Annotated in this window: 23 protein-coding genes and 1 riboswitch; of the genes, 13 read left to right on the top strand and 10 right to left on the bottom strand. The window is 66.5% G+C overall.

Going from position 1 to position 24,747, the window contains the following annotated elements:
- Nucleotides 1–52: 52 nt before the first annotated feature.
- The 3 genes from styA to I6F33_RS20250 all read left to right on the top strand — a co-directional run bounded on the left by styA (nt 53) and on the right by I6F33_RS20250 (nt 2,202).
- Complete coding sequence (gene styA / locus I6F33_RS20260; RefSeq protein WP_225143945.1) at nt 53–1,303, top strand: styrene monooxygenase subunit StyA; 1,251 nt, start codon at nt 53–55, stop codon at nt 1,301–1,303.
- Nucleotides 1,304–1,372: 69 nt separating this feature from the next.
- Entirely contained in the window at nt 1,373–1,675 is a 303-nt protein-coding gene (locus I6F33_RS20255) for an EthD family reductase (RefSeq protein ID WP_225143943.1), read from the top strand.
- The gene (locus I6F33_RS20250) at nt 1,675–2,202 is read left to right on the top strand and encodes a flavin reductase family protein (protein WP_225143941.1); all 528 of its coding nucleotides are present in this window, start codon (nt 1,675–1,677) and stop codon (nt 2,200–2,202) included. The genes I6F33_RS20255 and I6F33_RS20250 overlap by 1 nt, the downstream gene beginning before the upstream one ends.
- A 27-nt stretch (nt 2,203–2,229) precedes the next feature.
- Here the strand turns inward: I6F33_RS20250 and I6F33_RS20245 are convergent, their stop codons facing one another.
- On the bottom strand, nt 2,230–3,141 hold the full coding sequence (locus I6F33_RS20245) for an arginase family protein (protein WP_225143939.1): 912 nt from the start codon (nt 3,139–3,141) through the stop codon (nt 2,230–2,232).
- A gap of 193 nt (nt 3,142–3,334) precedes the next feature.
- Between I6F33_RS20245 and I6F33_RS20240 the strand changes: the two genes are divergently transcribed.
- A complete protein-coding gene (locus I6F33_RS20240) occupies nt 3,335–4,309 on the top strand; it encodes a magnesium transporter CorA family protein (RefSeq protein WP_036005440.1) in 975 nt (324 codons plus the stop codon).
- Nucleotides 4,310–4,349: 40 nt separating this feature from the next.
- Here I6F33_RS20240 and I6F33_RS20235 read toward each other — a convergent pair whose 3' ends face one another.
- Together I6F33_RS20235 and I6F33_RS20230 are read right to left on the bottom strand one after the other, a co-directional pair.
- Nucleotides 4,350–4,976: an alpha/beta hydrolase gene (locus I6F33_RS20235; RefSeq protein ID WP_036005438.1), complete on the bottom strand. Its 627-nt coding sequence runs from the start codon at nt 4,974–4,976 to the stop codon at nt 4,350–4,352.
- Nucleotides 4,973–5,911 carry a ring-cleaving dioxygenase gene (locus I6F33_RS20230; RefSeq protein ID WP_225143938.1) on the bottom strand — a complete coding sequence of 313 codons (939 nt, stop codon included), beginning with the start codon at nt 5,909–5,911 and terminating at the stop codon, nt 4,973–4,975. Before I6F33_RS20230 ends, I6F33_RS20235 begins: the two co-directional genes overlap by 4 nt.
- 128 nt (nt 5,912–6,039) lie before the next feature.
- Here I6F33_RS20230 and I6F33_RS20225 point away from each other — a divergent pair, with 128 nt between their 5' ends.
- Both I6F33_RS20225 and I6F33_RS20220 read left to right on the top strand, forming a co-directional pair.
- Complete coding sequence (locus tag I6F33_RS20225; protein ID WP_225143936.1) at nt 6,040–6,969, top strand: LysR family transcriptional regulator; 930 nt, start codon at nt 6,040–6,042, stop codon at nt 6,967–6,969.
- Between the two features lie 409 nt (nt 6,970–7,378).
- Nucleotides 7,379–7,855 (top strand): hypothetical protein, encoded by a 477-nt coding sequence (locus tag I6F33_RS20220; protein ID WP_225143935.1) that lies wholly within the window; start codon nt 7,379–7,381, stop codon nt 7,853–7,855.
- A gap of 189 nt (nt 7,856–8,044) precedes the next feature.
- On the opposite strand, the gene I6F33_RS20215 is transcribed toward I6F33_RS20220, so the two are convergent.
- The 5 genes from I6F33_RS20215 to cobU form a co-directional block, all read right to left on the bottom strand.
- Nucleotides 8,045–10,741: a hybrid sensor histidine kinase/response regulator gene (locus tag I6F33_RS20215; RefSeq protein ID WP_225143933.1), complete on the bottom strand. Its 2,697-nt coding sequence runs from the start codon at nt 10,739–10,741 to the stop codon at nt 8,045–8,047.
- On the bottom strand, nt 10,738–11,772 hold the full coding sequence (locus tag I6F33_RS20210) for an ABC transporter substrate-binding protein (protein ID WP_109144301.1): 1,035 nt from the start codon (nt 11,770–11,772) through the stop codon (nt 10,738–10,740). Before I6F33_RS20210 ends, I6F33_RS20215 begins: the two co-directional genes overlap by 4 nt.
- A 121-nt stretch (nt 11,773–11,893) precedes the next feature.
- Complete coding sequence (gene bluB, locus I6F33_RS20205) at nt 11,894–12,526, bottom strand: 5,6-dimethylbenzimidazole synthase (protein ID WP_036034966.1); 633 nt, start codon at nt 12,524–12,526, stop codon at nt 11,894–11,896.
- Between the two features lie 4 nt (nt 12,527–12,530).
- A complete protein-coding gene (gene cobS / locus I6F33_RS20200) occupies nt 12,531–13,313 on the bottom strand; it encodes an adenosylcobinamide-GDP ribazoletransferase (RefSeq protein ID WP_225143931.1) in 783 nt (260 codons plus the stop codon).
- Nucleotides 13,310–13,813 (bottom strand): bifunctional adenosylcobinamide kinase/adenosylcobinamide-phosphate guanylyltransferase, encoded by a 504-nt coding sequence (cobU, locus tag I6F33_RS20195; RefSeq protein WP_225143925.1) that lies wholly within the window; start codon nt 13,811–13,813, stop codon nt 13,310–13,312. The genes cobS and cobU overlap by 4 nt, the downstream gene beginning before the upstream one ends.
- A 120-nt stretch (nt 13,814–13,933) precedes the next feature.
- Between cobU and cbiB the strand changes: the two genes are divergently transcribed.
- Together cbiB and cobD are read left to right on the top strand one after the other, a co-directional pair.
- On the top strand, nt 13,934–14,875 hold the full coding sequence (cbiB, locus tag I6F33_RS20190) for an adenosylcobinamide-phosphate synthase CbiB (RefSeq protein ID WP_225143924.1): 942 nt from the start codon (nt 13,934–13,936) through the stop codon (nt 14,873–14,875).
- 11 nt (nt 14,876–14,886) lie between these two features.
- Nucleotides 14,887–15,852 (top strand): threonine-phosphate decarboxylase CobD, encoded by a 966-nt coding sequence (cobD, locus tag I6F33_RS20185; protein ID WP_225143923.1) that lies wholly within the window; start codon nt 14,887–14,889, stop codon nt 15,850–15,852.
- Here the strand turns inward: cobD and I6F33_RS20180 are convergent.
- Complete coding sequence (locus I6F33_RS20180) at nt 15,841–17,289, bottom strand: cobyric acid synthase (RefSeq protein ID WP_225143922.1); 1,449 nt, start codon at nt 17,287–17,289, stop codon at nt 15,841–15,843. The two genes, cobD and I6F33_RS20180, sit on opposite strands and share 12 nt — an antisense overlap.
- Before the next feature lie 7 nt (nt 17,290–17,296).
- Complete coding sequence (gene cobO, locus I6F33_RS20175) at nt 17,297–17,932, bottom strand: cob(I)yrinic acid a,c-diamide adenosyltransferase (protein ID WP_225143921.1); 636 nt, start codon at nt 17,930–17,932, stop codon at nt 17,297–17,299.
- 40 nt (nt 17,933–17,972) lie between these two features.
- A riboswitch (cobalamin riboswitch) is annotated at nt 17,973–18,197 on the top strand.
- Nucleotides 18,198–18,291: 94 nt separating this feature from the next.
- Between cobO and I6F33_RS20170 the strand changes: the two genes are divergently transcribed.
- The 5 genes from I6F33_RS20170 to I6F33_RS20150 are packed head-to-tail and all read left to right on the top strand — an operon-like array spanning nt 18,292 to nt 24,746.
- A complete protein-coding gene (locus I6F33_RS20170) occupies nt 18,292–18,666 on the top strand; it encodes a DUF1636 domain-containing protein (protein ID WP_036005458.1) in 375 nt (124 codons plus the stop codon).
- Complete coding sequence (gene cobW, locus I6F33_RS20165; RefSeq protein WP_109144295.1) at nt 18,663–19,712, top strand: cobalamin biosynthesis protein CobW; 1,050 nt, start codon at nt 18,663–18,665, stop codon at nt 19,710–19,712. The genes I6F33_RS20170 and cobW overlap by 4 nt, the downstream gene beginning before the upstream one ends.
- Nucleotides 19,712–22,957, top strand: a complete 3,246-nt coding sequence (cobN, locus tag I6F33_RS20160; protein ID WP_225143919.1) for a cobaltochelatase subunit CobN — start codon at nt 19,712–19,714, stop codon at nt 22,955–22,957. The genes cobW and cobN overlap by 1 nt, the downstream gene beginning before the upstream one ends.
- Nucleotides 22,954–24,117 (top strand): precorrin-3B synthase, encoded by a 1,164-nt coding sequence (gene cobG / locus I6F33_RS20155; protein ID WP_225143917.1) that lies wholly within the window; start codon nt 22,954–22,956, stop codon nt 24,115–24,117. Before cobN ends, cobG begins: the two co-directional genes overlap by 4 nt.
- Nucleotides 24,117–24,746: a precorrin-8X methylmutase gene (locus I6F33_RS20150; protein ID WP_036005374.1), complete on the top strand. Its 630-nt coding sequence runs from the start codon at nt 24,117–24,119 to the stop codon at nt 24,744–24,746. Before cobG ends, I6F33_RS20150 begins: the two co-directional genes overlap by 1 nt.
- Nucleotide 24,747 lies beyond the last annotated feature (1 nt).

Raw genomic sequence — 24,747 nt, 5'->3', positions numbered from 1 at the left:
ATACGGCATGGCTGGTCCGGTCTAGCCTTCCTGCGTTCAGGGGAGGACACGAATGAGCAAATCGATCGGCATTCTCGGGGCCGGCACCGGCGGCCTGCATCTGGCGCTCTACCTGCAGAAGCAGGGCATTGCGGCAACCGTGCTGACGGACCGCGCCCCGGAGCAGTATGCGGCGACACGGCTGATGAACACCGTCGCGCATCACAGCGTCACCATCGCGCGGGAGAACGAGCTTGGCGTGAACCACTGGGATGATCCCCAAGTGGTCTATCACCACCACGATCATTTCTTCAATTTCCCCGACGGCGGGCTCCTGTTCCGCGGTGCATTTCAGCGGCCGAGCCGCGCGGTGGATTATCGAATCTACCTGCCGGCCCTGATGAAGGACTTCGAGGATCGTGGCGGCCTGATCGAGTATGCCAGCATTCAGGATGACGACATCCCCGCGCTGGTCTCGCGCTTCGACCTTCTCGTCGTCTCCACCGGCAAGGGCGCCCTCGGGCGGATGTTCGCTCACCGGCCCGAACTCTCTCCGTACGATCGGCCGCAGCGCCTGCTTTGCGTCGGCCTGTACGACGGCGTCGATCACGGCAGCCCGGATGACGACGATCCGCGCGGCGTCACCCTGTCCGTCTCGCCCGGCCATGGCGAGATGATCGTCATCCCCACGCTGAGCTTCGGCGGCATGAAAACGGCGCTGTTGATGGAAAACATTCCCGGCGGCGACATGGCCGACCTGGTCTCGCTCAGCTACGATGCCAACCCGGCAGCATTCCGCCAGACCCTTCTGGACAAGCTGGAAAAGCATCATCCGCACACCTACGACCGGATCGACACGCATCGCTTCGGGCTGGCCCAGCCGCTCGACCTGCTGCAAGGCGCGGTGGTGCCGACGGTGCGGCAGTCCTGGGTAGCTTTCGACGGCGACAAGCTCGCCATTGCCTTGGGCGACGTTCACTCCGTCGTCGATCCCTTGATGGGCCAGGGCGCCAACATGGCCTCATATGCGGCCTTCGAGCTCGGCAAGGCGATCGCCGATGCGGTGGCATTCGATGCGCGCTTCGTCGAGGACGTCGACCGTGCGCGCGAGAACCGCGTGCTTGCCGCTGCCCGCTGGACCAACATGATGCTGCAGCCGCCATCGGAAGCCATGGGCCGGCTGATCTTCGCCATGTCGCAGGACCGGGAGCTTTGCGACGAGTTCACCGAGAACTTCAATTATCCGGAGCGCCAGTGGGATCGTCTGGCGAGCGACAAACGCATCCACGCCTGGATCGATAGAAGCGGCAGGATCGCCGCCTGACGACGAACCGCCGTACGGACTCAGTTTCGCTCCTGGGCGGATGCTGAACCATGTCTGAGAGGAACACCAATGCATTGCCTGACCGTTCTTTACCCGACGCCCGACGATCCATCGGCCTTCAGGGCCTACTACGTCGACAAGCATGCCCCCCTGGCAGCGACGCTCCCTGGTCTGGTGCGTCATCATTACGCTTTCCCCCAACGACTCGGACCGGGGGAGGCGCCGTTCTGCATCTTCCAGGCCTTCTTCCCCGATGCGGCTGCGATGGACGCGGCGCTCGGTTCGGAGATCGGCCGGAAGGTCGCAGCCGACGTGCCAAACTATTCGCCCAAGGGGGCGACACTCTGCCATTTCAAGATCGAAGGCGCGTAATGGGCCATCATGCCGAACCGGCCGGTTTTCGGGCAGCCGCATCGCGGTTCGCGACGGGCATTACCGTCGTCGCGACCGTCGATGAGGATGGCGCGCCGCTCGGCATGACCGCCAACAGCTTCACGACCATTTCGGCAAACCCGCCGACGGTGCTTGTCTCTCTCATGCACGGGCGGACGTGGCAGGCTGTGGCCAGGTCCGGCGTCTATTCGGTCAATGTCCTGCATGCGGAAGACGCCGCGATCTGCGCGCACTTTGCCGGAAGGCCCTTGTTGCGCGACGCTCCGCCGCTCGTCGCTCGCCAAGGATTTTTCGTGCTCCCGCAGGCGATCGCGCAGTTCGCCTGCGAGGTGGTCCAATCGATCGATATCGCCGACCACACGCTCTTCATCGGCGAGGTGCGCTGGTGCCGGCACAATGAGGGAACGCCTCTCGCATTCTACGCCAGCCGTCTTCGAAGGGGCGTCGGGATGGAAATCTCTTCCGCGGATCGTGTTTCCTATCCCGGTGACGGATGGTGGACCTGAGACGACTGTGCTCGGAAGGGTGAACCACTATACCTTCCGTCTCCCAATGCAACCCAGCGCATTGCATATGATCCGCGCGATCGCAATCGCTCCAAGATTCTGCACATCGCGCTCGGGAACGAATTCGACGATGTCCAGGCCGACTATTCTGGACTTTGCCGCGACACCCCGTATGAGATCGACAACGTCGAAATAGGACAGGCCGCCGGGCTGTGGGACGAGCACGCCGGGGATGACCGATGGATCGAGACCGTCGCAATCGATGGTCATCAGGCACTCGCCGTCATCCTCGATCGCGTCGAGCACGCTTGCGATCCCGTGATGCTGGACATGTCTTGCCGTGAAGATCTTCGCGCCCCACGCCTTTGCATCGTCGAATTCGGCGCGACCGGAGCCGCCGATGCCGCGCAAGCCGACCTGCACGATGCGCTTGACCCAGGGCAATTCGCTGGCGCGCCGCATCGTGCTGGAGAAGGTATAGCCCGATCCGTTTCGCTGATCCCGCCAATCAAGGTGGGCGTCGATCTGCACGACTGTCAGTCCCTTGCAGTCCTGGAACGCCTCGAAGAAAGGAATGGGGACGGAATCATCACCGCCCAGGAGGATCGGAACGGCGCCGACCGAAAGGACGGCCTGCGTGGCTGCTCTGATGGCATCACGGTTGCTCTCCGGCGTCATTGGGTCGGTCGGGACGTTTCCACCGTCCAAGACCCTCATTTTGCTCGGATCGAGCAGCTCGGCGTCCTGATCGAAATCCCAGCGGGTGAGATCGCTCTCATAGTGACGCAGCGCGCGACGGATGACGTCGGGCGCTCTTGCGGCATGGCTGGTCTGACCTGCGAGGTACGGGGTGGCATCCGACGCGCCGAACAGGATCGCGTCAGCCGCCGGCGGTGGGGCGGTCAGGTCGCAGGCCTCAACACCTAGGAATGTCGTCATGTCGGGATGCACTACGCGTATCCATGGATCACCCGCGCGTCCGTCAACGTGCATCGCTCGACCGTGTTCCGGGTCGGTATCTCGATGTCCCCTGGAATGCCGCTGTCACTTGGAGGGTCTTGAACGTCTGGAACTCTCATGCGTTAGTCGGCGGCGCCATCCGGCATGACGATGCGGCCACGGAGTTCGGTTCTTGCTCAGACTTTACAGGTGGCCGTCCGACGACTGGCACGGCATCGGCGCGGAAATGCCCACGGAGGTCATCTGGGCCGATCTTCTAAACGGTACCGACGAGGAAAAGCAGTTCGTCGAGCGGCTGCTCGGCATCCGCATTCCCTCGGAAGACTCGCTCAGCGAGATCGAGGCGTCGAGCCGCCTGATCTTCGACCACGGCACGCTCTATCTCAGTTCGCCCGCGGTCCGGGTCACCGAGGCCGACGAGGCCGAGATCACGCCGGTGGGCTTCGTCATCGGTCCGCATGTGCTGGTGACGGTGCGCTTCGCAGAGCTACCGATCTTCGACGACATCGGCAAGCGCATCGGCTCCGATGACAGCCTGGAGAACGGCATGTGCGTGTTCGTCAGCCTGCTCGAGGCCATGATCGATCGCGGCGCCGATGTCCTGGAGCATCTCGGCGGCAAGGTCGACCAGCTCTCGCGCGGTGTCTTTAGGGGCGGGCTGGTGCGCACCCAGCGCCCGGTGCGCTCCAGCCGCAGGATGCGGGAGGCCCTGGAGACTGTCGGCGAGCTGGCCGACCGGCTCGCCAAGGCGCGCGATGTCCTGCTCGGGGTGGGCCGCGTTGCCGCGTTTGCCGGCGACGTCGGCAGCGAGTGGATCACGGCATCCTCGAAGAAGCGTCTGGAAGCCGTGTCCAAGGACGTCGTCTCGCTCAGCGATTACGAGACGCGATTGTCGGACAAGATCCAGCTGCTGCTCGATGCCGTGCTCGGCTTCATCAACATCCAGCAGAACGAGCTGTTCAAGATCCTGACGATCGTCTCAGTCGTCGGCGTGCCGCCAACCATCATGGTCGGCGTCTGGGGCATGAACTTCAAGCACATGCCCGAATTGGACTGGAGCTTCGGCTATCCGCTGGCCTGGCTCGCAATCATCGCCAGCGGCCTGTTGCCGCTGATCTGGTTCAAGCGGCGCGGCTGGTTCGAGTGATGGCAGCGGCGCATCGTTCAAACGATGCGCCGCTGCTCGATCATGCGGCCTTGGCGTCCGCCTTGCTGATCCAGTCGCGGGCGAGCGTCACGTCAGCTTGCGACAATTGATGGCCTGCCGGCAGCACCTTGTGGGTGACGCTCGCACCTGCCTGCGACAGCAGTGCGGCGAGCCGTGCCGAATTGCTCGCCGGCACGATTGGATCAGCCTGCCCGGAGAGCAGCAGCACCGGCTTGCCGCCGAGCGCAGCCTTGGGCGGATCCGACAACGGCACCATCGCGCGCAGCAGGATCGCGCCGGCCAGCACGTCCGGCTGCAGCAGCAACAGCGCGGCCGCGATGTTGGCGCCGTTGGAGAATCCGACTGCGATCGGCGCGGCGAGGCCGTAGCGTTGCCGCGCCTCTGTGACGAACTCGCCCAGCTCGTGCGCGCGACGGCGCACGTCCTCCTCGTCGAACACGCCTTCGGCGAGACGGCGGAAGAAGCGCGGCATGCCGTGCTCGAGCACGCGGCCGCGCGGCGAAAGCAGGGCAGAGCCGGGCGAGATCATCTGGCCGAGGCCGAGCAGGTCGTTCTCGTCGCCGCCGGTGCCGTGCAGCAGCAGCAGAGGTGGAGAGCCCGCGTCGCCTGCGGGCTCGAAACGATGGATGAATGCAGTCTCGGTCATGACGCGGTCTCTTCCAGATTCGGCAGAACGCCCTCGATCTGCTTGCGGTGCGGTTCGAGGAAAGCAGGCAGCTTCAGCTCGCGCCCGAGGCTCGCCACGGGCTCGTCCACGGCAAAGCCGGGGATGTCGGTCGCGATCTCGAACAGCACGCCGCCAGGCTCGCGGAAGTAGATCGAGCGGAAGTAGTTGCGGTCGCGCTGCTCGGTCGGGTGCAGGCCGTGATTGCTCACGAGCCTCTCGGCCATCTGGCCCTGCTCGGCATCGTCGGCCGCGCGGAAGGCGATGTGGTGCACCGACCCGCCGCCCTGATGCCCGCGCAGAAAGCCCTTCGCCTCGTAGACGTCGACGACGCTGCCCTCGGCATCGCCGGGCGCCTTGAAGCGGATCACCGAGCCCTCGCGCCCGGTCTCCTTGAAGCCGAACACGTCGGTGAGGATGGCCGCCGTCTTCGCCGCGCTGTCGAGCAGCAGGGTCACGCCGTGGAAGCCGCGGATCGCATGCTCGGCCGGCACGTCGCCATTGCTCCAGCCCGGCTCGTTCTCGGCACCGGGAATGCCGACCAGCGCGAGCGCCATGCCATCGGGATCGGTGAACGGCAGCACGGACTCGCCGAAGCGCTTCTCCAGCGCCTCGTACCGAATGCCCTTCTCGGTGAAGCGCTGCGTCCAGTAGCCGAGCGAGCGCTGCGACACGCGGAAGGCGGTCTGATGGGTCTCGCCGACGCCGCGGCGCCCGGCCGAGACGCCCGCCCACGGAAAGAAGGTCAGGATGGTGCCGGGGCGGCCGGTCTCGTCGCCGTAATAGAAGTGGTAGGTGCCGGGATCGTCGAAATTGACCGTCTTCTTGACGAAGCGCAGGCCAAGATCCCGCGTGTAGAAGCCGAAATTACGGATGGGATCGCCAGCGATCGCGGTGACATGGTGCAGTCCAGACATTGTCGTCCTCCAGATTCGGGGAGCGGTCTTGCTCTGGCCGGAAATATCGTTCCGCTTTGGATTGGAGACAATCCATGCATATATGACGGCTATGTCTACGATTTGGAAACAGTCGACGGGGCGACCCCTTGGATAAGCTCGCCAGCCTCCGGGCCTTCGTGAAGGTGGTGGAAAGCGGCAGCTTTGCCGAGGCCGGCCGGCAGCTGCGGCTGTCGCGCTCGGCGATCAGCAAGTACATCGCCGACCTCGAGGAGAGCCTCGGCGTCCAGCTTTTGAACCGCACCACAAGGCACGCCAGCCCGACCGAGAACGGCCAGCGCTATTTCGAGCGCGCGGTCGTGATCCTCTCGGAGATCGAGGCTGCCGACCAGGCGGTGACGCAGGCGCAATCGGCGCCGCGGGGACTGCTCCGCGTCAACGCGCCGATGTCGTTCGGCACGATGCGCCTCGGGCCGGTCCTCGCCGATTTCATGGCGCGCTTCCCGGAGCTGCAGCTCCAGATCGTGCTCAGCGACGATCTGCTCGATCCCGTGCAGGACGGCTTTGACGTGACGTTGCGGATCGCGGAGCTGGAATCGTCGAGCCTGATCGCGCGCAAGATCATGCCGGTGGCGCGCATGATCTGCGCGTCGCCGGATTATCTCGCCCGGCACGGCACGCCGAAGCATCCGCAGGATCTGCGCGAGCATGCTTCGCTGACCTACGGCTTCCTGCTCACGGGTAATCAGTGGAAGCTCACCGGCCGCGACGGCGACCACTGGATCCAGCCGGCATGGTCGCTCTGCGTCAACAATGCCGAGGTGTTGCGCGACGTCGCAGTCAAGGGCAGGGGGCTCGCGCTGCTGCCGGAGTTCATTGCGGCCGATGCGTTGAAGAAGGGCGAGCTGCGAACGGTGCTGGATGATTATTCTGCGCCGCCGCTTGCGCTCTATGCGGTGTATCCGCCGACGCGGCATCTGTCGGTGAAGGTGCGGCTGTTCATCGATTTCCTGGTGGAGCGGTTCGGGCGGGAGGATGAGGAAGTTGGCGGGCGCAGACGTGCGGAGGCTGGGTCGTGAAGCCACGAATCTGCCGGGGCAACGGCTCGCAGCGCCAGTCTAGGGACTCTGCCGCTGAAATTGTGAGTGGCATGGGTTCTCCCATTGTCAGCGTTGTTGACAGTGATTCCTCGGAATTACTCTTGCGCGAATGATAAGATGAAGTCCGGCAACCAGCAGAGGCCATGATGATTGTGCCTCTGCTGAGAGTCCCGCGCAGTGGCTGGATAAGATTATATCGCAACGGAGACTTGAACTTTCTTCCCGTGGCTTGGGACTCATATTCGCGTCCCGACTTCGCCTCAGGACAGGGAGAGTTCAGCCGCTGTCGGGCGTTGCCGAGGGCTCTCTTCCGTGCCACCGCGAAGAGCCTGGCTCGATGAGTCGCCCGCACTTCTCGACTTGGTTTCAACAAGCGCAGGAGGAAACTATGCGGAAGTCTCTCACCTTTTTCCTTTCTGGTGTGGCATTGGCCGTCGCGGCGTCAACCGCCGTAGCCGGTGAGCGGGTGCTCGAGTTCAAGCTCGTCACCAAGCCGCTCGACCTCAAGGTCATAGAGGCCGCAAACGTTGAAGGACAGACGGTCGTGTCCGGGAAATTCTTCGGAGTGGCCGTCTTCAGCGATGGCCGTATCGGCGTGAAAGAGTTCGTCAATAGTTCGGACCTGCTCAAAGGGTCTGGCCCCTTCTTCGGCTATAGCACTTACACGTTCGAGGAAGGCTCGATTACGGCGCGCTACACCGGATCGGCCAAAGACGGCAAATCGACGGGCGAATACACGATTCTGTCGGGCTCTGGTGCCTACGCGAATGCAACGGGTACGGGAACCATCGAAAGCGCGCCGAACCCATTCAAGGGTGTCAACCTGCTCAACATAAAGCTGGTCGTTAAAACTTCGGGCTCGTGATAGCGAATGCTAAACAGGTCCCGCACGAAGGTAGTTGATCTCTTGGGGGGCGCGCTGGCCCGGCCGGAAACACAGCGCCGGCCGGGCGACCTACTGAAGAACCGGCTGGAGTCGTGGGATTGATCTTTCCGCTTGGCCAGCCGCTGGTGCCGCAGGAGAGAACGCTTGGGAGCTCCGACCTGCGCAAATCTAGCTGACAGATTGCTGTCCGGCAGGTTCAAGCAGATCATTCAGCGCTTGCATCGACGCCTGTCGAATCTCGGCGAGTTCGCGTGCGGCACTGTCGAGTTCGGCAGGTGACATCGCGGGTGCCGCCAGCTCGACGTCGCGGCTGCGCTCGAACAGGCGGACGAGGCCGAGCGCACTTGCCGCGCTGCCAAGTTGATGCGCGGATCGTGCGAGGTGCTTGTGATCGCCCGCCGCCGCGGCGTCGGCGATGTCGTGGATCAATCGTTCTCCCGTCTGCTGGAGCAGATGGTGGAGCTTGTCGATTTGCGCGGCGCCCAGCAGCTCCCGCTGGTCGTCGAGGAAAGGCCGATCGATCAGTTCGGTCGCCGGGCGTTGCGCGGCTGCCGGCTCGGCCACCAGATCATCCTCGATCGCCTCGCGCAGCGCGTTGACCAGGATCGGCTTGCTGACGACCTTGGCGATGCTGGCGCCGGCAAGCCGATCGCGAGCGCGGCCGGAGACGTCGGCGGTCACGGCGATGAGGCGCGGCATCTTGGCAAGTCCGAGCTCGCCGATCCGGAAGGCCGCCTCCACGCCGTCCATGTCGGGCATGTGCAGATCCATCAGGATGACGTCGAAGGCCTGATCGCGGGCGAGCTCGACGGCGGCGGCGCCGTTCCTGGCGATCGTCGTGTGGTGGCCGAGCCGGTGCAGGATCGCTGCGCCGACCTCGCAATTGACGGGGTCATCGTCGACCAGGAGCACGCGGAGCTGCCGCGACGGCGGCGCAAGCGCGCCTTGCGCCACGCTGCTTCCGGCAAGCCCGAGCGGCACTTCGAGCGTGAACGTGCTGCCCGCGCCGGGCGCGCTCTCGACCTTGAGCTCGCCGCGCATCAGGCGGGTGAGGCGGCGCGCGATCGCAAGGCCGAGGCCGGTGCCGCCGAAGCGGCGCGCGATACTGTCGTCGGCCTGGACGAAATCCTCGAAAATCCGCTCGTGCAGCTCGGGCGCGATGCCGATGCCGGTGTCGCGCACGATGATGCACAGCAGGAGGTGATCGCCGCGCCGCTCGGTTGCCGCGCTCACGCCGATGCCGCCGCTCGGGGTGAACTTGATCGCATTGCCGATCAGGTTGAGCAGGATGCGGTTGAGCCTGACGGGATCGCCATGCGCGGCGGTGTCGACCGTGTCATCGCAGGCGAGATCGAAGCTCAGGCCCTTGTCGAGGGCTTGCGGACGCATCAGGTCGCCGGCGGCTTCGATGAGCTGGTCGAGACGGAAGTCGCGCGTCTCCAGCATTTCCGTGCTGGCCTCGAGGCGCGCATATTCCAGCACCGCATCGACCAGCGCGATCAGCGTTTCGCCCGACGCCGCCGCGGCGGCGAGATGGCGGCGCTGGGCCTCGCTGAGGAGGCTGCCGCCGTCCAAGACTTGCAGCACGCCCATGACGCCGTTGAGTGGCGTGCGCAGCTCGTGGCTGACGACGGCGAGGAAGCGCGACTTGGTCTCACTGGCCGCGACCGCCGCGCGGCGCGCGCGCTCGGCGGCGTCGTGCTCGGCGAGCGCGTGGTCGCGGGCCTTCTCCAGCTCGGAGGTGCGCTCGATCACCTTGCGCTCGAGCGTGGCGTAGGATTCGCGCAAATGCGCCGCCATGCGGTTGAACTGCTCGCCGAGCGCCTCCAGCTCGTCGCCGGTCTTGATCGCGAGCCGCGAGTTGAGGTCGCCGCTGCCGATCCGCCTGGCTCCTTGGGTCAGCAGCTGGATCGGCACGGTCATGCGCCGGCTGAGAATGAGCGAGACCAGCACCGCGCACGCGAGCAGGATCACGAGCAGGAAGGTCGAGCGGCCGATCGAGGCATAGATCGGCGCGTAGGCTTCGGTAAGCGGCAGCTCGACGAACACCAGCCAGCCGAGCGAGGGCACGGTCGCATAGGTCGACAGCACGCGCTGGCCGGAGAGATCCTCCTTGACGAGGCCGCCCGAAGGCGGCCCGATGCCGTCGAGCGCGGCGCGGACGTCGGCATGGCCGGAGAGATCGCTGCGCTGGAGCGCCCGCCATAAATCGGGATGCGCGATCAACACGCCCATGCGGTCGACGACATAGGCCTTGCCGGTGTTGCCGACCCTGATTCCCGTGACGAGGTCCCAGATGAAGCGCAGATTGACCTCGGCGACGATCACATCGGGAGCGCGCCCGGTGCCGCGCGTGGCGAGCGTCATGAAGGGCTCGGTGTCGCCGAAGAAATAGACGGGACCGTAATAGGCCCGGCTGTCATTGGCACCGCGGAAGGCGGCTGAAGCGGAGAGATCGGCGTTGCTGCCGACCTTGTCGGCGATCCGGCGCGATACGCGCAGCTGCTCGCGGCCTTCCGAATTGAGCTGGGCGATCTCCGCGATCGCAGGCGAGAGGCGCAGGAGGCGGATGGCGTTCAGCCGCTCGTCCTCGTGGGTCGACAGCTCCGGCGGCAGGCGCGCGAGCCACCTGATCTGGTTCTCGATCTGGCCGATGAACTGGCCGATCTGAATCGCTGCGGAGGCGGCCTGTTCGCGCTGGGTCGCCGCCAGCAGCTGCTTCTGCTCGCGATAGGAGAACCAGACGTCGAAGCTGGTGTTGATGGCGAGCGCGGCGAAGGCGAGGGCGACGATCGAGTAGAGATATTTCCTGAACAGCCGGCCGGAAGGCGTGCGCGAAGGTTCCTGGTCGCCGGGATCGTTCACTCGCGGATCTCGTCGGCGCGCGCGAGCAGCGTGAACGGGATCGTCAAGCCGAACGAGCGGGCGACCGTGCGGTTGATCAACAGCTCGTATTTGCGCGGCGATTGCACTGGAAGGTCGCCGGGCTTGGTGCCGCGCAGGATCAGGTCGACGTAATCGGCCGAGCGCACCTCGAGCGTTGGGCCGTAGCTCATCAGCCCGCCGGCATCGATGAAGTAATGGAACGGATAGATCGTGGGCACGCGGTATTTGGCGGCGGCCGCGACCACCGCCTTGCGGTTGACCACGAGGAAGCTGTCGACCAGCGCCACCATCGCCGCCTTGGGCAGTTCGGAAAAGCGCTTGACGGCGTCGTCGATCTCCGCGGGCGCGTTGACGGGCGCGGGGATCACGGAGACGCCGGATGCGGCAGCCTCCTGCTCGATCGATTCGAGGAAGAAGCGTCCGCCGCGCGGGGTGGTCGCGGGGTTGAACAGGATGCCGACCCGCGCGACGTCGGGCACGGCCTCGCGGATCAGCTGGAGCCACTTGCCGCCCATCTCGGCGCTGCTGTTGGTGAAGCCGGTGGCGTTGCCGCGGGGATGCGCGAGGCTTTCGACGAAGCCGTTGCCGACCGGATCGTTCGCGGTCGCAAACACGACCGGGATGGTCTTGGTGGCGGCAAGGACGGCGGCGGTCTCGATCGTCGACCCCGTCAGGATCACGTCCGGCTTGAGGTCGAGCAATTCCTGGACGGCCATCTTCAGCCGGTCCGGCGCGCCGAAGGTGGAACGGAGCTCGAGGCGGAAGTTGACGCCTTCGACCCAGCCGCGCTGCCGCAAGCCGGCGACGAGGTTGCCCAGGCGAGAGCTTGCGCTGTCGATCATGCCGCGTCTGGTCAGCTCGTCGTCGAGCGGCAATGCGGTGAGTGAGGCGACGATCCGCATGCGATTGTCGGTTGCGCCGAGCGCGATCCATCCCGCGACCGACGCAGTCGCGAGGCGAATGAAGCCGCGGCGATTGACCGCCGAGGAAACGAAAGATCGCCCCGTCATGGACTAAGTTGCACGATCGCCTTGCTTTGCTCGATGCTTAGCGCGAAAGCGGGGTGCCCACAATCGGCGAAAGGCGCATGTGAATGTTCGTTCGCAGGCTTTCGATCTGGTGCCCGGCGGCCTAGCGCCGCAGCGTGAACGCGTCCGCGCTGCGCCGTTGCTCCCATTTCGCCTGCTCCAGCTCGGGCCGGTCGCACTCGATCTCGGGATAGCCGATGCAGAGATAGGCGATGAACTTCCAGCTGTCAGGCACGTCGAGAACAGCGTGCATGCGCGCAGGGTTCAGTATCGACACCCAGCCGAGGCCGATGCCCTCGGCGCGGGCGGCGAGCCACATCGCGGTGATGGCGGCGACCACGGAATATTCCGTCGTTTCAGGCATGGTCGCGCGGCCGAGGCCGTGGCCGATGTCGCTGCCCTTGTCGGCGAACACGGCAAGATGGCCGGGCGCCTGCTCGAGGCCGGACAGTTTCAAGGTGGCATAGCGTGCGGCGCGGTCGCCGGAGTAGCAGCTCAGCGCGTCGGCATTGCACGTCCTGAAATCTTCGACCACGGCGCGGCGCGTTGCAGTATCATTGACGATCACGAAGCGCCAGGGCTGGCTGAGGCCGACCGAAGGCGAGAGGCAGGCGGTCTCGATCAGGCGATCGATCGCCCCCTCCGGCAGCGGATCGCTGCGGAAGCGGCGCACGTCGCGGCGCCACACGAACAGCTCGCGTAAGTGCTGGCGGAAGCTATCGTCGAACTCGACCATGAGGTCATCGCCCCATTTGGAAGGACGCCGCCACCAGCAGGATCAGGATCTCGCCCGTCTGCTCGAACGCGCCGAGGATGTCGCCGGTCTGCCCCCCGATTTGGCGGATGGCAAGCCGCGCCAGCAGCAGGCCGGCCAGTGACAGCAGGATCAGGCCGACCAGCGCCTTGCCCGGCCCCAACGTCAGGGCAAGCGCAAGCGTTCCAAGCGCGAAGGCGATGGCCACGCTGCGCCCGGGCGGCGCCCCGGCGCCGGCAGAGAGGCCATCAGGCCGCGCCGACGGGACTAGCCACATGAAGGCCGGCAGGCCGGCACGGGCAGCAACGTGCGCCGCGCACAGCGCGAGCATGACGGCCCATGGATTTGCGATCGTCGCAAGCGCGCTCCAGCGCAGGCCGAACGATAGGATCAGGGCGCAGACGCCATAGGTCCCGATCCGGCTGTCGCGCATGATCTCGAGCTTGCGCTCGCGCGTGCGGCCGCCGCCGAGGCCGTCCGCGGTGTCGGCAAGTCCGTCCTCGTGCAGCGCGCCGGTGATGAGGGCGGTCGTGGCTAGCACGAGGAGGGCGGCAAGGCTCGGCGTCAGTCCGAAGCGAATGGCGATCTTGTAAGTGAGGGCGCCGGCGAGGCCGACCAGCAGTCCCGCGACCGGCAGCGCCCACATTGCCCGCGCAACGGCGCCGTCGCCCGCAGGCTTCGATGATGGCATCGGCAGGATCGTCACGAACGATGTCGCCATCTTGAGATCGGCGAAGATGTCCTTGAGGTGCTCGGCGCGCGGGATCATTTCAGCTTCAACGGCAGGCCGGCGACGACGAACTCGACCTCGTCGGCGACACCGGCAATGATCTGGTTCATGATTCCGGCGGCATCGCGGAAGCTGCGCGCCAGCGCGTTGTCGGGCACGATGCCGAGGCCGACCTCGTTGGTGACGAGCACGACGGGGCTGTTGAGGCGGGGCAGCGTGTCGGCGAGCTCTCTCACCTCTCGCTCCCAATCGCGCGCCGTATGCATCAGGTTGGAGAGCCACAGCGTCAGGCAGTCCACCAGCCTCGCGCCGCCACCTTCGGTTGAGAGCAGCGCGGGCACGAGATCGAGCGGCACCTCGCGCTCGATCCAATCGGCTCCGCGCCGCGCGCGATGTCTTGCGATGCGTTCCTGCATTTCGCCGTCGAGCGCCTCGGCCGTCGCGACGTAGACGGGCTGGCCGGCAAAGCTGCGCGCGCGCGCCTCCGCCCGGGTGCTCTTGCCCGATCGCGCCCCGCCGGTGATCAAGATGATGGCCATAAAGGTCTCCTGCCGCAGCACTAATCATCAAACGCGGCCAAAGACAAAGCCGAAATCAGGCAGCGAGGGGCTTGCACTCGGCCGCCGTCTTGCGCAACAGGGGCGGGACAGGAGCTGGATGTGGACTTTGCGGGCGCGATGGTGGTGGCGATGGCGGTGGATGCCCTTCTGGGCTGGCCGGCCTGGCTGTTCGCGCGGATCGGGCATCCCGTCACCTGGCTGGGCGGGCTGATTGCCGGCATCGACACCGCCTTGAATCGCGCGTCCGATCCGCCGGCGTTGCGCCGAGCCGCGGGCGTCGCCGGCGCGCTTGCGGTGATCGCGCTCTCCGTAGCGCTCGGCGGGGCGCTGCAATCACTGCTTCCTTCGGGTTGGGTCCAGATCGTGCTGATTGGCATCCTGGCCTGGCCATTGGTCGCGCTGCGCTCGCTGCATGATCATGTGGCTGCCGTCGCCATGCCCTTGCTGGCCGGCGACGTTGCCGCCGCGCGCGAAGCGGTCTCGCGCATCGTCGGCCGCGATCCCGCAAGCCTCGATGACGCCGGCATCGCGCGCGCGGCGATCGAGAGTCTTGCCGAAAACACCTCCGACGGCATCGTCGCGCCGGTGTTCTGGGGCGCGCTGTTAGGCTTGCCCGGTATCCTCGGCTACAAGGCGATCAACACGCTGGACTCCATGATCGGCCACCGCAGCGAACGGCACGAAGCCTTTGGATGGGCGGCAGCGCGCATCGACGATGTCGCCAATTTCATCCCGGCGCGGCTGACCGGATTTCTGGTCGTGCTGCTGGCGCCGCGAAGATCGGACGCGCTGGCGTGCATGACGCGCGATGCGCGCCGGCATCGCTCGCCCAATGCCGGCTGGCCGGAAGCGGCGATGGCGGGCGGACTCGGCGTGCGGCTCAGCGGCCCCCGCATCTATCACGGCAACGCGATCAACGAGCCCTGGCTGAACGAGGGTGCGCGCGATCCGCGCGCCGCCGATATCACCGAGGCGCTGACAGTCTATCGCCGCGCCATGCTGCTGGTCGGCGGCGTGCTTGCGATCCTGGCTTTCGCGTGAAACAACGGGGCATGCGCGAGCACGGTGGAAATCTCGATCTGGCCCAGCGGCGTTTCGGCGGACGCGCAGAGGATTGGATCGATCTGTCGACCGGGATCAACCGGATGCCCTATCCCGTGGGCGAGGTAAGCGCACGCGCGTGGAGCGCGCTGCCGTCACGCGCCGAGATCGAGGCATTGCATCAGGCGGCGCGGCACGGCTACCGCACGAGCGCACCGATCGTTGCGATGGGCGGTGCTCAGGCCGCCATTCAATTGCTGCCGCAACTCGCGGCGCCCGGGCGCGCGCGTATCCTCGCGCCGACCTACAATGAATATGCCGGCGTCCTGTCGGCCGCCGGCCGGGACGTCCAGGAGGTTGCCGAGCTCGATGCGCTGGCGGGTGCGGACCTCGCCATCGTCGTCAATCCCAACAATCCCGACGGGCGGTGCCATTCGCGCAAGGATCTGCTCGCGCTGTTGCCGCGCGTCGGCCGTCTCGTCGTAGACGAGAGCTTTGCGGACCCGATTCCGCAATTGTCGCTTGCACCCGACGCGGATCGACCGGGACTGTTGATCCTGCGGTCGTTCGGAAAGTTTTATGGCTTGGCCGGCCTGCGGCTCGGCTTCGCCATCGGTCATGCCGCCGACATCGACAAGCTTGCCGCCGTGTCGGGTCCATGGCCTGTTTCGGGCGCGGCGATCGAAATCGGCTGTCGTGCCTTGCGCGATCAGACTTGGGCCGAGGCGACGTCGGCGCGGCTCGCGCGCGACTGTGTTCGCCTCGATGCAATGGCGCATTCGCGAAGCTGGCGGCTCATCGGCGGCACACCGCTGTTTCGCTTGTACGAAACGGCCGACGCGGTGGCTGCGCAGGAGAGGCTCGCGCGCAGCCACATCTGGTCCCGCGTGTTCGCGCAACAGCCGACATGGCTGCGCCTCGGGCTCCCCGGCAGCGAAGCCGAATGGACGCGCCTTGCGCAGGCCCTAGCGCGCTAGCGCGAGCAGGCCTTCGACGTCGAGATGCTTTTCGATGTGATCGGCCAGCGCCTCGAGCGCGCTTTCGACGCTGGCGTGATAGGGCTCGTCGCCCGCGGGAATGTCGAGCTTGGCGAGGTAGGCCTTGCGGAAATCATCCGACGTGAACAGGCCGTGCAGATAGCTGCCCTGCACACGGCCGTCCCTGGAGATCGCGCCTTCCGCCTCGCCGTCCAGCTTGGCGAAGGGGCGGGCGCGATCCGGGCCGTCGGTGCGGCCGATGTGGATCTCGTAGGCCTGGATCGGCTGATCCGTCGCCGCGTGCACGGCCGTAACGCGCGTGAGGGTCTTTTGCGGGCTCATCACCGTCTCGACATCGAGAAGCCCGAGGCCCGGCGTGTCGCCCGCAGGTCCTTCGATGCCTTCGGGATCGGTGACGCTGCGTCCCAGCATCTGATAGCCGCCGCAGAGGCCGAGCACATGGCCGCCCCTGCGGTGGTGGGCGAGCAGGTCGATGTCCCAGCCCTGCGCGCGCAGGAATGCGAGGTCGCCGCGGGTGGATTTTGAGCCAGGGATGATGACGAGGAGCACGTCGCCCGGGATCGCCTCGCCCGGGCGCACCATCACGAGATCGACGCCCGGCTCGAGCTTGAGAGGATCGAGATCGTCGAAATTGGCGATGCGCGATAGCGCCAGGCAGGCGATCTTGCATTGGCCCGGCTTGCGCGCATCGCGCAGGCCGAGCGCGTCTTCGGCCGGCAGCTCGCCGGCGCGCGGAAACCAGGGCAGCACGCCGAGGCCGCGCCATGCGGTCTTTTGCTCGATCAGCCTGTAGCCGTCGTCGAACAGCGTGGGATCGCCGCGGAACTTGTTGATGACGAAGCCAGAGATCATCGCGGCATCGTCGGGCTCGATCACCGTCTTGATGCCGACGAGCTGGGCGATGACGCCGCCGCGATCGATGTCGCCGACCAGCACGACGGGCACATCCGCCTTGCGGGCAAAGCCCATATTGGCGATGTCGGACTTGCGCAAATTCACCTCGGCCGGGCTGCCGGCGCCCTCGACCAGCACCAGATCGGCCCGCGCCTTCAAGCGTTCGAAACTCTCCAGCACCGCGCCCATCAATGACGGCTTCATCGCGGCGTAGTCGCGCGCACGCGCCGTCGCGATGCGCTTGCCGTGCACGACGACCTGCGCGCCGACATCGGTCTCGGGCTTGAGCAGCACCGGGTTCATGTCGGTGTGCGGCTCGACGCCGGCGGCGAGCGCCTGCAGCGCCTGGGCGCGGCCGATCTCGCCGCCGTCGACCGTGACCGCGGCATTGTTCGACATGTTCTGCGGCTTGAACGGCAGCACCCGCAGACCGTGGCGCGCGAAGGCGCGCGCGAGGCCGGCGACGATGAGCGACTTGCCCACGTCCGAGCCGGCTCCCTGGATCATCAGCGCGCGTGCCATGATGACTTCAGAACTCGACGCCGGCCTGCGCCTTGATGCCGTAGCGGAACGGATGCTTCACGAGCGTCATCTCGGTGACGAGATCGGCGATCTCGACCAACTCGTCCTTGGCGTTGCGACCGGTGAGCACGACATGCGTCATCGCAGGCTTTTGCGTCGTCAGGAAATCGACGACTTCGGCGATGTCGAGATAGTCGTAGCGCAGCGCGATGTTGATCTCGTCCAGCACGACCATGCGCAGCCGCTCGTCGAGGATCAGCTCCTTGGCTTTCTCCCAGCCGGCGCGCGCGGCAGCGATGTCGCGGGTGCGGTCTTGGGTCTCCCAGGTGAAGCCTTCGCCCATCGCGTGGAACTGACAGAGTTCGCCGAAATGGCCGGTGAGTAGGCGCCGTTCGCCGGTATCCCAGGCGCCCTTGATGAATTGCACCACCGCACAAGGAAAGCCATGCGCGACGCAGCGGACGATCATGCCGAAGGCCGAGGAGGATTTTCCCTTGCCCGCGCCGGTGTGGACGATGATCAGGCCTTTTTCACCGCTCTTGGTCGCCATGATCTTGTCGCGAGCGGCCTTCTTCTTCGCCATTTTGGCGGCGTGGCGGGCGTCGGTTTCCTCGGTCGTGTGGGTTTCCGGTTCAGGCGTCATCGGTCCCGGTCCTTCGGCTTGACAAGTGGCGGCCACCGGCAAATGGTGGCCTGGCGTTGGTTCCTGTCCTATGACAGGCGAAGAGGGAATGCGATAGGGTCCGAATCCGCAAAGATTTGGGTCCAAAATGCAGCCGCCCCCGCGACCGTGACCGGAGAGATGCCCGAAGCCACTGAGTCCCGAAAGGGAATCGGGAAGGCGGGGATCGAAGGGCCAAAACCCTGCTCCGCAAGCCGGGAGACCTGCCAGCGCGGACGAGTTTTGGACCGGCGGACGGGGTGTTCCGCGACGGGGAAGCGGGCCTTTCTGGAGAATGGTCCGTGCGCCTCATCGCCTCCCGCTGTTATCTGGAAGAGGCGATGACCGTCACACTTCATGTCTGTATCACCTGCCGCGCCGGCCAGACGCTTGGCGAGGGCGAGACGACGCCCGGCAAGCGCCTGCATGGCGCGATTCTCGAGGCCGGCGTGCCCGAGGGCGTCAGCGTGGTTCCCGTCGAATGCCTGTCGGCGTGCAGCCAGGGCTGCTCGGTCGCGCTCAGCGCGCCCGGCCGCTGGTCCTATGTCTATGGCCGCCTGTCCGATGCGAATGCGCAGGACGTGGTCGCAGGTGCTGCGGCCTACGCGGCGGCGCCCGACGGAATCGTGCCCTGGCGCAGCCGTCCCGAAATCTTCCGCAAGCAGTCGCTTGCCCGTATTCCCCCTGTTACCGTCGTGCCGGAGGCCGCTGAATGAACTCGCTCGCAAAAGTCCCGGTTACGGTCGTCACGGGTTTCCTGGGCTCCGGCAAGACGACGCTGATCCAGCATCTGCTCAGCAATGCCGGCGGCAAGAAGCTCGCGGTGCTCGTCAACGAGTTCGGCAGCGAGGGCGTCGACGGCGAGATCCTGAAGTCCTGCGCCGATGCGAACTGCCCGGAGGAGAACATCGTCGAGCTCGCCAATGGCTGCATCTGCTGCACCGTCGCCGACGATTTCATTCCAACCATGGAGCAACTCTTGGCGCGCCCGGTGCGGCCCGATCACATCCTGATCGAGACCTCGGGCCTGGCGCTGCCAAAGCCGCTGCTGAAGGCGTTCGACTGGCCGGAGATCCGCTCGCGCATCACGGTCGACGGCGTGATCGCGCTGGCCGACGCCGAGGCCGTCGCGGCCGGCCGCTTCGCGCCGGATCCGGCTGCGGTGGAAGCGCAGCGCGCGGCGGACGACAATCTCGATCACGAGACGCCGCTGTCAGAAGTGTTCGAGGACCAGATCGCCTGCGCCGACATCGTGCTGCTGACCAAGGCCGATCTTGCGGGCGCAGCCGGAATCGAAGCCGCAAAAGCGGCGATCACCGCCGAGATGCCGCGCCGCGTGCCGATGCTGCCGGTCACCGACGGTGCGATCGATGCGCGCGTCATTCTCGGCCTCGGCGCTGCCGCCGAGAATGATCTCGCCGCGCGGCCATCGCATCATGACGGCGAGGAGGAGCACGAGCACGATGATTTTGCCTCGGTCGTGATTGACCTTCCGGAGGTCGCCGACATCGACGCGCTGGTCGCATCGGTCCAGAAACTGGCGCGCGAGCAGAACGTGCTGCGGGCGAAGGGGTACATCGCGGTCGCTGGCAAGCCGATGCGCCTGTTGTTGCAGGCGGTCGGCGAGCGGGTGCGCCATCAGTTCGACAAGCCCTGGGGCGCGGGTCTCAGACAGTCGAAGCTCGTCGTGATCGGCGAGCATGGCGATATCGACGAGGCCGCCATCAAGGCAGGACTTGGTCTTTCAGGATCTGGCATCTGATGCACGTCGTCTTCCGCGAGAGCCGCGGTCTTGAGGAGACCGCGACGCCAAGAGACATCGGCCAGGACCCGGCCGATCTCGTGGTGCTCTCGTATTCGGATTCCGATTTGGCCGCGTTTGCGGCCGGCTGGCGCCGCGGTCGGGGCAGCCTGCCGTCGCTGCGGCTGGCCAATCTCGCGGAGCTGCGTCATCCGCTGTCGGTCGACACCTATATCGAACGGACGCTGTCGCAGGCGCGGGGCATATTGGTGCGCCTGATCGGCGGGGAGTCCTATTGGGCATACGGGCTCGCGGCGCTCCAGCAACTCGCGCAAGAGCGCAACATCGTGCTCGCCGTGCTGCCGGCGGACGGCCGCGACGACGCGCGGCTGGATGCGTACTCGACCCTGCCGGTCTCGACGCTGCGGCGGCTCAAGGTGCTCTGCGACTCCGGTGGCCCGGTCGCCGCGCAAGCCGCGATCGCGCAGCTCGCGCTGGCCTCGGGCCTCTATGCCGGCCCGGTCATCGGCGAGATGACCGTGCCCGAGATGGGATTCTACGATCCCGCGCGCGGTGTCATTGCCGCGCCAGTTGGCGAGGGCAAGCCGCGCGCACTCGTGACGTTCTATCGCTCCTATCTCACGGCCGCCGATACGGGGCCGGTCGACGCCTTGATTGCGGCGCTGCGCGAGAAGGGATTTGACGCCTACGGCGTGTTCGTCACCTCGCTGAAGGCGCCGGCCGTTGCCGACTGGCTGCGCGCGCATCTGGCGCAACATCCTGCGGCGGCGATCGTCAATGCGACCGCGTTCTCGGCCCTTGGCGATGACGGCACGACGCCGTTCGATGCCGCATTCTGTCCGGTGTTCCAGGTCGCGCTCTCCACGGCGCGGCGCGAAGATTGGGCGGAATCACTGCGTGGCCTGTCGCCCGGCGATCTCGCGATGCATGTCGTGCTGCCGGAGGTCGACGGCCGCCTGTTCGCAGGCGTGGTGAGTTTCAAATCGGCCGGTCAGCGCGATCCCGATTTGCAGTTCTCGCATCTGGCGCACAGGTCCGATGAGGAGCGCGTGAAGGCTGTTGCTGGGCGTGTCGCGGCTTTGCGTCGCCTCGCCGAGAAGCCCGCCGGCGAGAAGCGGTTGGCGATCGTGCTCTCGAATTATCCGGGCCGTCCGCATCAGATAGCGCACGCCGTTGGTCTTGATGCGTTGGCGTCGGTCGAGGCTTTGATTTCCGATGTCGCTGAGGTCGGCTTCGATGTCGCGCCGGTCGATGCGCTCGGCGAGACGCTGCTAAGGCAGAGTTTGACCTGGAGCGTTGCCGATTATCGCGCTGCGCTTTCGCACCTGCCGCAATCCTTGCAGGACGATCTCGCGCAGGCCTGGGGTGCGCCGGAGAGTGATCCGAGTTGCCGCGATGGCGTGTTCCATTTCCCCGGCATCGCGTGCGGCCGGTCCATCATCGCGGTTCAGCCCGAGCGCGGCGATGCGGCCACGCGCGATGCCGACTATCACGATCTCGCCCGCACGCCGCGCCACGCCTATGTCGCATTCTATCTCTGGCTCAGGCAGCAGGGCTGCGATGCTGTCGTGCATATGGGCGCACATGGCACGCTGGAATGGCTGCCCGGAAAATCCGTGGCGCTGTCGCAAGCGTGCTGGCCGGAAGCGCTGATCGACGATCTCCCCGTCATCTATCCCTTCATCGTCAACGATCCCGGCGAGGCCGCGCAGGCCAAGCGGCGCATCGGCGCGGTCACCATCGGCCATTTGCCACCGCCGCTTGAGACATCAGCGGTGCCGGAGGGGCTTCGTCGGCTCGAACGGCTGCTCGACGAATATTCGACCGCTGACGGTCTCGATCCCGCCCGTCGCCAGCGCCTGATTGCGGCGATCCGCGATGAAGCGCGCGCGGCGGACCTCGAAGACGATCTCGGCCTCGATGCAATGGCCGCACCGGCCGAAGCCATCCCGCGGATCGACCGCTTCGTCTGCGATCTCAAGGAGAGCCAGTTCGGCGATGGCCTGCACGTGTTCGGCCGCGGTGCCTGCGGCGAAGCGGAGCGCGATGCATTGCGTTCCGTGCTCGCCGGAAAACGCGTTGCCCCCGGGCCGTCGGGCTCCCCGTATCGCGGGCGTCAGGATGTGCTGCCGACAGGGCGCAACCTCTTCGCCGTCGACCCGCGTGCGGTGCCGACGCCGTCGGCGCATGCGCAGGGGATAAAACTCGCCGAAGAGCTGTTGCGCCGTCATCTGCAGAATCACGGCGACTGGCCGAAGGGCCTCGTGGTGGATCTCTGGGGCTCGGCGACGATGCGCACCGCAGGCGAAGAGTTCGCGATGGCGTTGCATCTGGCCGGCCTCGCGCCGCGCTGGGATCACGCTTCCGGCCGTGTCACCGGTTACGACATCATCGCCCCGGCCGAGCTCGGCCGTCCGCGCATCGACGTCACGCTGCGCGTATCCGGCCTGTTCCGCGATGTCTTCGCAGGGCTGGCGCAATTGTTCGAAGCCGCCGCCGAGGCGCTCGCCGCGCGCGAGGACGAGGGCGATGAGAATCCCTATCGCCACCGTGCGTCCCGCGTGTTCGCGCCGCGGCCGGGACAATACGGCGTCGGCCTGTTGGCGATCCCGGATGCCTTCACGCCGGAGACGCGCGAGGCCGCGGGCGAAGCCTGGCTGTCGGCATCGTCGTGGGCGTTTTCGGCCGATGGCGCGATGCAGCCCGATCGCGCTGGTATCGAACAGCGTCTCGCGTCCGCCGATGCTTTTGTCCATGTCCAGGACTTGCCCGAAACCGATCTGCTGCTGGCCGCCGACTATGCCGCGCATGAGGCAGGCATCGCAGCGGCAGCCGTGCATCTCGGGGCAGGCGTGCCGTCGCTCTATCACCTCGATGCGACGCGGCCCGGCGAGCCGCATGCGCGCACGCTGACGGAAGAGATCTCGCGCATCGTTCGCGCTCGCGCGGCCAATCCGGCCTGGATCGCCGGTATGATGCGCCACGGCTTTCGCGGCGCGGCCGAGATCACCGCGACGCTGGAGCACATGGCCGCCTTCGCGCATCTCGCCGGCGCCGTGCCGCCGCATCTGTTCGACCTCTATTACGACGCGACACTCGGCAACGACGACGTCCGCGCCTTCATGGCGCGCGAAAATCCGTCCGCACTCGCCGCAATGGAAACCTGCTTCACGCGCCTGCACGAAGCCTCGCTCTGGCGAACCCGCCGCAATTCGATTGCAGCAGCGCTGCGGGAGGCCTCATGAGCGCGACCACGGTCAAGGGTTGGTGTCCCGGCGCGCTGCGCCCGATGCAATCGGGCGACGGGCTCGTGGTGCGCGTGCGTCCGTTCGGGGGACGCCTTGAAGCACCACAAATCTCCGGGCTTGCGGAACTCGCCGAGCGCTTCGGCAACGGTCTGATCGACGTCACGAGCCGGGCCAATCTGCAGATCAGGGGCGTCCAGGAGGACGGCCATCGGCCGCTGCTCGATGGTCTTGCGCAGCTCCAGCTGCTCGATCCCGACGCCGACATCGAAGCCAGGCGCAACATCCTGGTGACGCCGTTCTGGGGCAGCGGCGACGAAACGCAGTCGCTCGCTGCCGAGCTCGAGGAGGCGCTTGCCAATTCCGGCCTGGCGCTTCCCACCAAGTTCGGCTTCGCCATCGATGACGGGCGGTCGCGTGTTCTCGCCGGCGATTCCGCCGACATCCGCATCGAGCGCGACCGCTCGGGCGGTCTCCTGGTGCGGGCCGACGGCGCCAAGCTCGGTCGTTCCGTTGAACGCGGACAGGCCGTGAGCGCGGCGCTGGCGCTCGCAAGCTGGTTCATCATCTCCGGCGGTGCAAACGGCGGGCGAGCGCGCATGGCAGCCCACATCGCATCCGGCGCCGTGTTGCCTCAATCCTTGCGCGGCGAGACCGAGCCGGCGCCGGTGATGGCCGCGGTGCGTCCCGGGCACTATCCGCAAGGCGCGATGGTTGGCGTTGCGTTCGGGCAGATGCTGCACGCGACCCTGCATCAATTCTCTGCTTGCGACCATGCGCTGCGCATGACCCCGTGGCGGATGGTGCTGAGCGAAGGCAAGCGCGAGATGCCGAACGGGACGGGGCTCATCACCGAGCCGTTCGATCCGGCCCTACGCGTCATCGCCTGCAGCGGCGCGCCGCGCTGCCGCGAGGCCCATGCCGATACGCGCGCGCTGGCCGCGGCGCTGGCGCCGCGCATCCCCGCCGACGCGCGACTCCACGTCTCCGGCTGCGGCAAGGGCTGCGCCCATTCCGGCGCGGCTGCGGTTACCCTGATTGCGACGCGCGCCGGGTTCGATCTCGTCCGCGACGGCTCGACCCGCGACGCGCCGGTCCTGCGCGGGCTGAACGGCGCCGACATCGTCAGCGATCCCTCCATCCTGGTCGGAGGAAACTGATGCCGCACACCTACGAGACCGACGGCGCTGTGATCTACCGGCAATCCTTTGCCACCATCCGGGCCGAGGCCGATCTCGCGCGCTTCACGTCGGACGAGGAGCAGGTGGTGGTGCGGATGATCCATGCCGCCGGGATGGTTGGCCTCGAGGCGCATATCCGCTTCACCCCTGATATGGCGATTGCCGCGCGCGCGGCCTTGCAGAAGGGGGCGCCGATCCTGTGCGACGCGCGCATGGTGTCCGAAGGCATTACGCGGGCAAGACTGCCCGCGGCCAATGCCGTGATCTGCACGCTCGGCGATCCCGCCGTGCCCGCGCTGGCGCAGTCCATGCGCAACACGCGCTCGGCCGCGGCCCTGGAGCTGTGGCGGCCGCATCTTGATGGCGCGATCATCGCGATCGGCAATGCACCGACCGCGCTGTTTCATCTGCTCAACATGCTGGAGGATCGCGACTGCCCGCGGCCGGCTGCGATCATCGGCTGTCCGGTCGGCTTCGTCGGCGCGGCCGAATCCAAGGCCGCGCTGATGGCCGATCCGCCGGCACCGGCGCTCACCGTCGAAGGCCGCCTCGGCGGCTCCGCCATCACGGTTGCTGCCGTGAACGCGCTGGCAAGCCGGAGCGAATAGC

The sequence above is a fragment of the Bradyrhizobium sp. BRP20 genome, assembly GCF_020194215.1.
Lineage (GTDB): Bacteria > Pseudomonadota > Alphaproteobacteria > Rhizobiales > Xanthobacteraceae > Bradyrhizobium > Bradyrhizobium yuanmingense.
Note: the sequence above shows the minus strand (reverse complement) of the source record. Positions and strands in the feature narration are given on the sequence as shown.

Coding starts and splice junctions, on each gene's coding strand:
- styA (WP_225143945.1), top strand. CDS start 53: ATGAGCAAATCGATCGGCATTCTCGGGGCCGGCACCGGCGGCCTGCAT.
- I6F33_RS20255 (WP_225143943.1), top strand. CDS start 1,373: ATGCATTGCCTGACCGTTCTTTACCCGACGCCCGACGATCCATCGGCC.
- I6F33_RS20250 (WP_225143941.1), top strand. CDS start 1,675: ATGGGCCATCATGCCGAACCGGCCGGTTTTCGGGCAGCCGCATCGCGG.
- I6F33_RS20245 (WP_225143939.1), bottom strand. CDS start 3,141: ATGACGACATTCCTAGGTGTTGAGGCCTGCGACCTGACCGCCCCACCG.
- I6F33_RS20235 (WP_036005438.1), bottom strand. CDS start 4,976: ATGACCGAGACTGCATTCATCCATCGTTTCGAGCCCGCAGGCGACGCG.
- I6F33_RS20230 (WP_225143938.1), bottom strand. CDS start 5,911: ATGTCTGGACTGCACCATGTCACCGCGATCGCTGGCGATCCCATCCGT.
- I6F33_RS20220 (WP_225143935.1), top strand. CDS start 7,379: ATGCGGAAGTCTCTCACCTTTTTCCTTTCTGGTGTGGCATTGGCCGTC.
- I6F33_RS20210 (WP_109144301.1), bottom strand. CDS start 11,772: ATGACGGGGCGATCTTTCGTTTCCTCGGCGGTCAATCGCCGCGGCTTC.
- bluB (WP_036034966.1), bottom strand. CDS start 12,526: ATGGTCGAGTTCGACGATAGCTTCCGCCAGCACTTACGCGAGCTGTTC.
- cobS (WP_225143931.1), bottom strand. CDS start 13,313: ATGATCCCGCGCGCCGAGCACCTCAAGGACATCTTCGCCGATCTCAAG.
- cobU (WP_225143925.1), bottom strand. CDS start 13,813: ATGGCCATCATCTTGATCACCGGCGGGGCGCGATCGGGCAAGAGCACC.
- cobD (WP_225143923.1), top strand. CDS start 14,887: ATGCGCGAGCACGGTGGAAATCTCGATCTGGCCCAGCGGCGTTTCGGC.
- I6F33_RS20180 (WP_225143922.1), bottom strand. CDS start 17,289: ATGGCACGCGCGCTGATGATCCAGGGAGCCGGCTCGGACGTGGGCAAG.
- cobO (WP_225143921.1), bottom strand. CDS start 17,932: ATGACGCCTGAACCGGAAACCCACACGACCGAGGAAACCGACGCCCGC.
- I6F33_RS20170 (WP_036005458.1), top strand. CDS start 18,292: ATGACCGTCACACTTCATGTCTGTATCACCTGCCGCGCCGGCCAGACG.
- cobW (WP_109144295.1), top strand. CDS start 18,663: ATGAACTCGCTCGCAAAAGTCCCGGTTACGGTCGTCACGGGTTTCCTG.
- cobN (WP_225143919.1), top strand. CDS start 19,712: ATGCACGTCGTCTTCCGCGAGAGCCGCGGTCTTGAGGAGACCGCGACG.
- cobG (WP_225143917.1), top strand. CDS start 22,954: ATGAGCGCGACCACGGTCAAGGGTTGGTGTCCCGGCGCGCTGCGCCCG.
- I6F33_RS20150 (WP_036005374.1), top strand. CDS start 24,117: ATGCCGCACACCTACGAGACCGACGGCGCTGTGATCTACCGGCAATCC.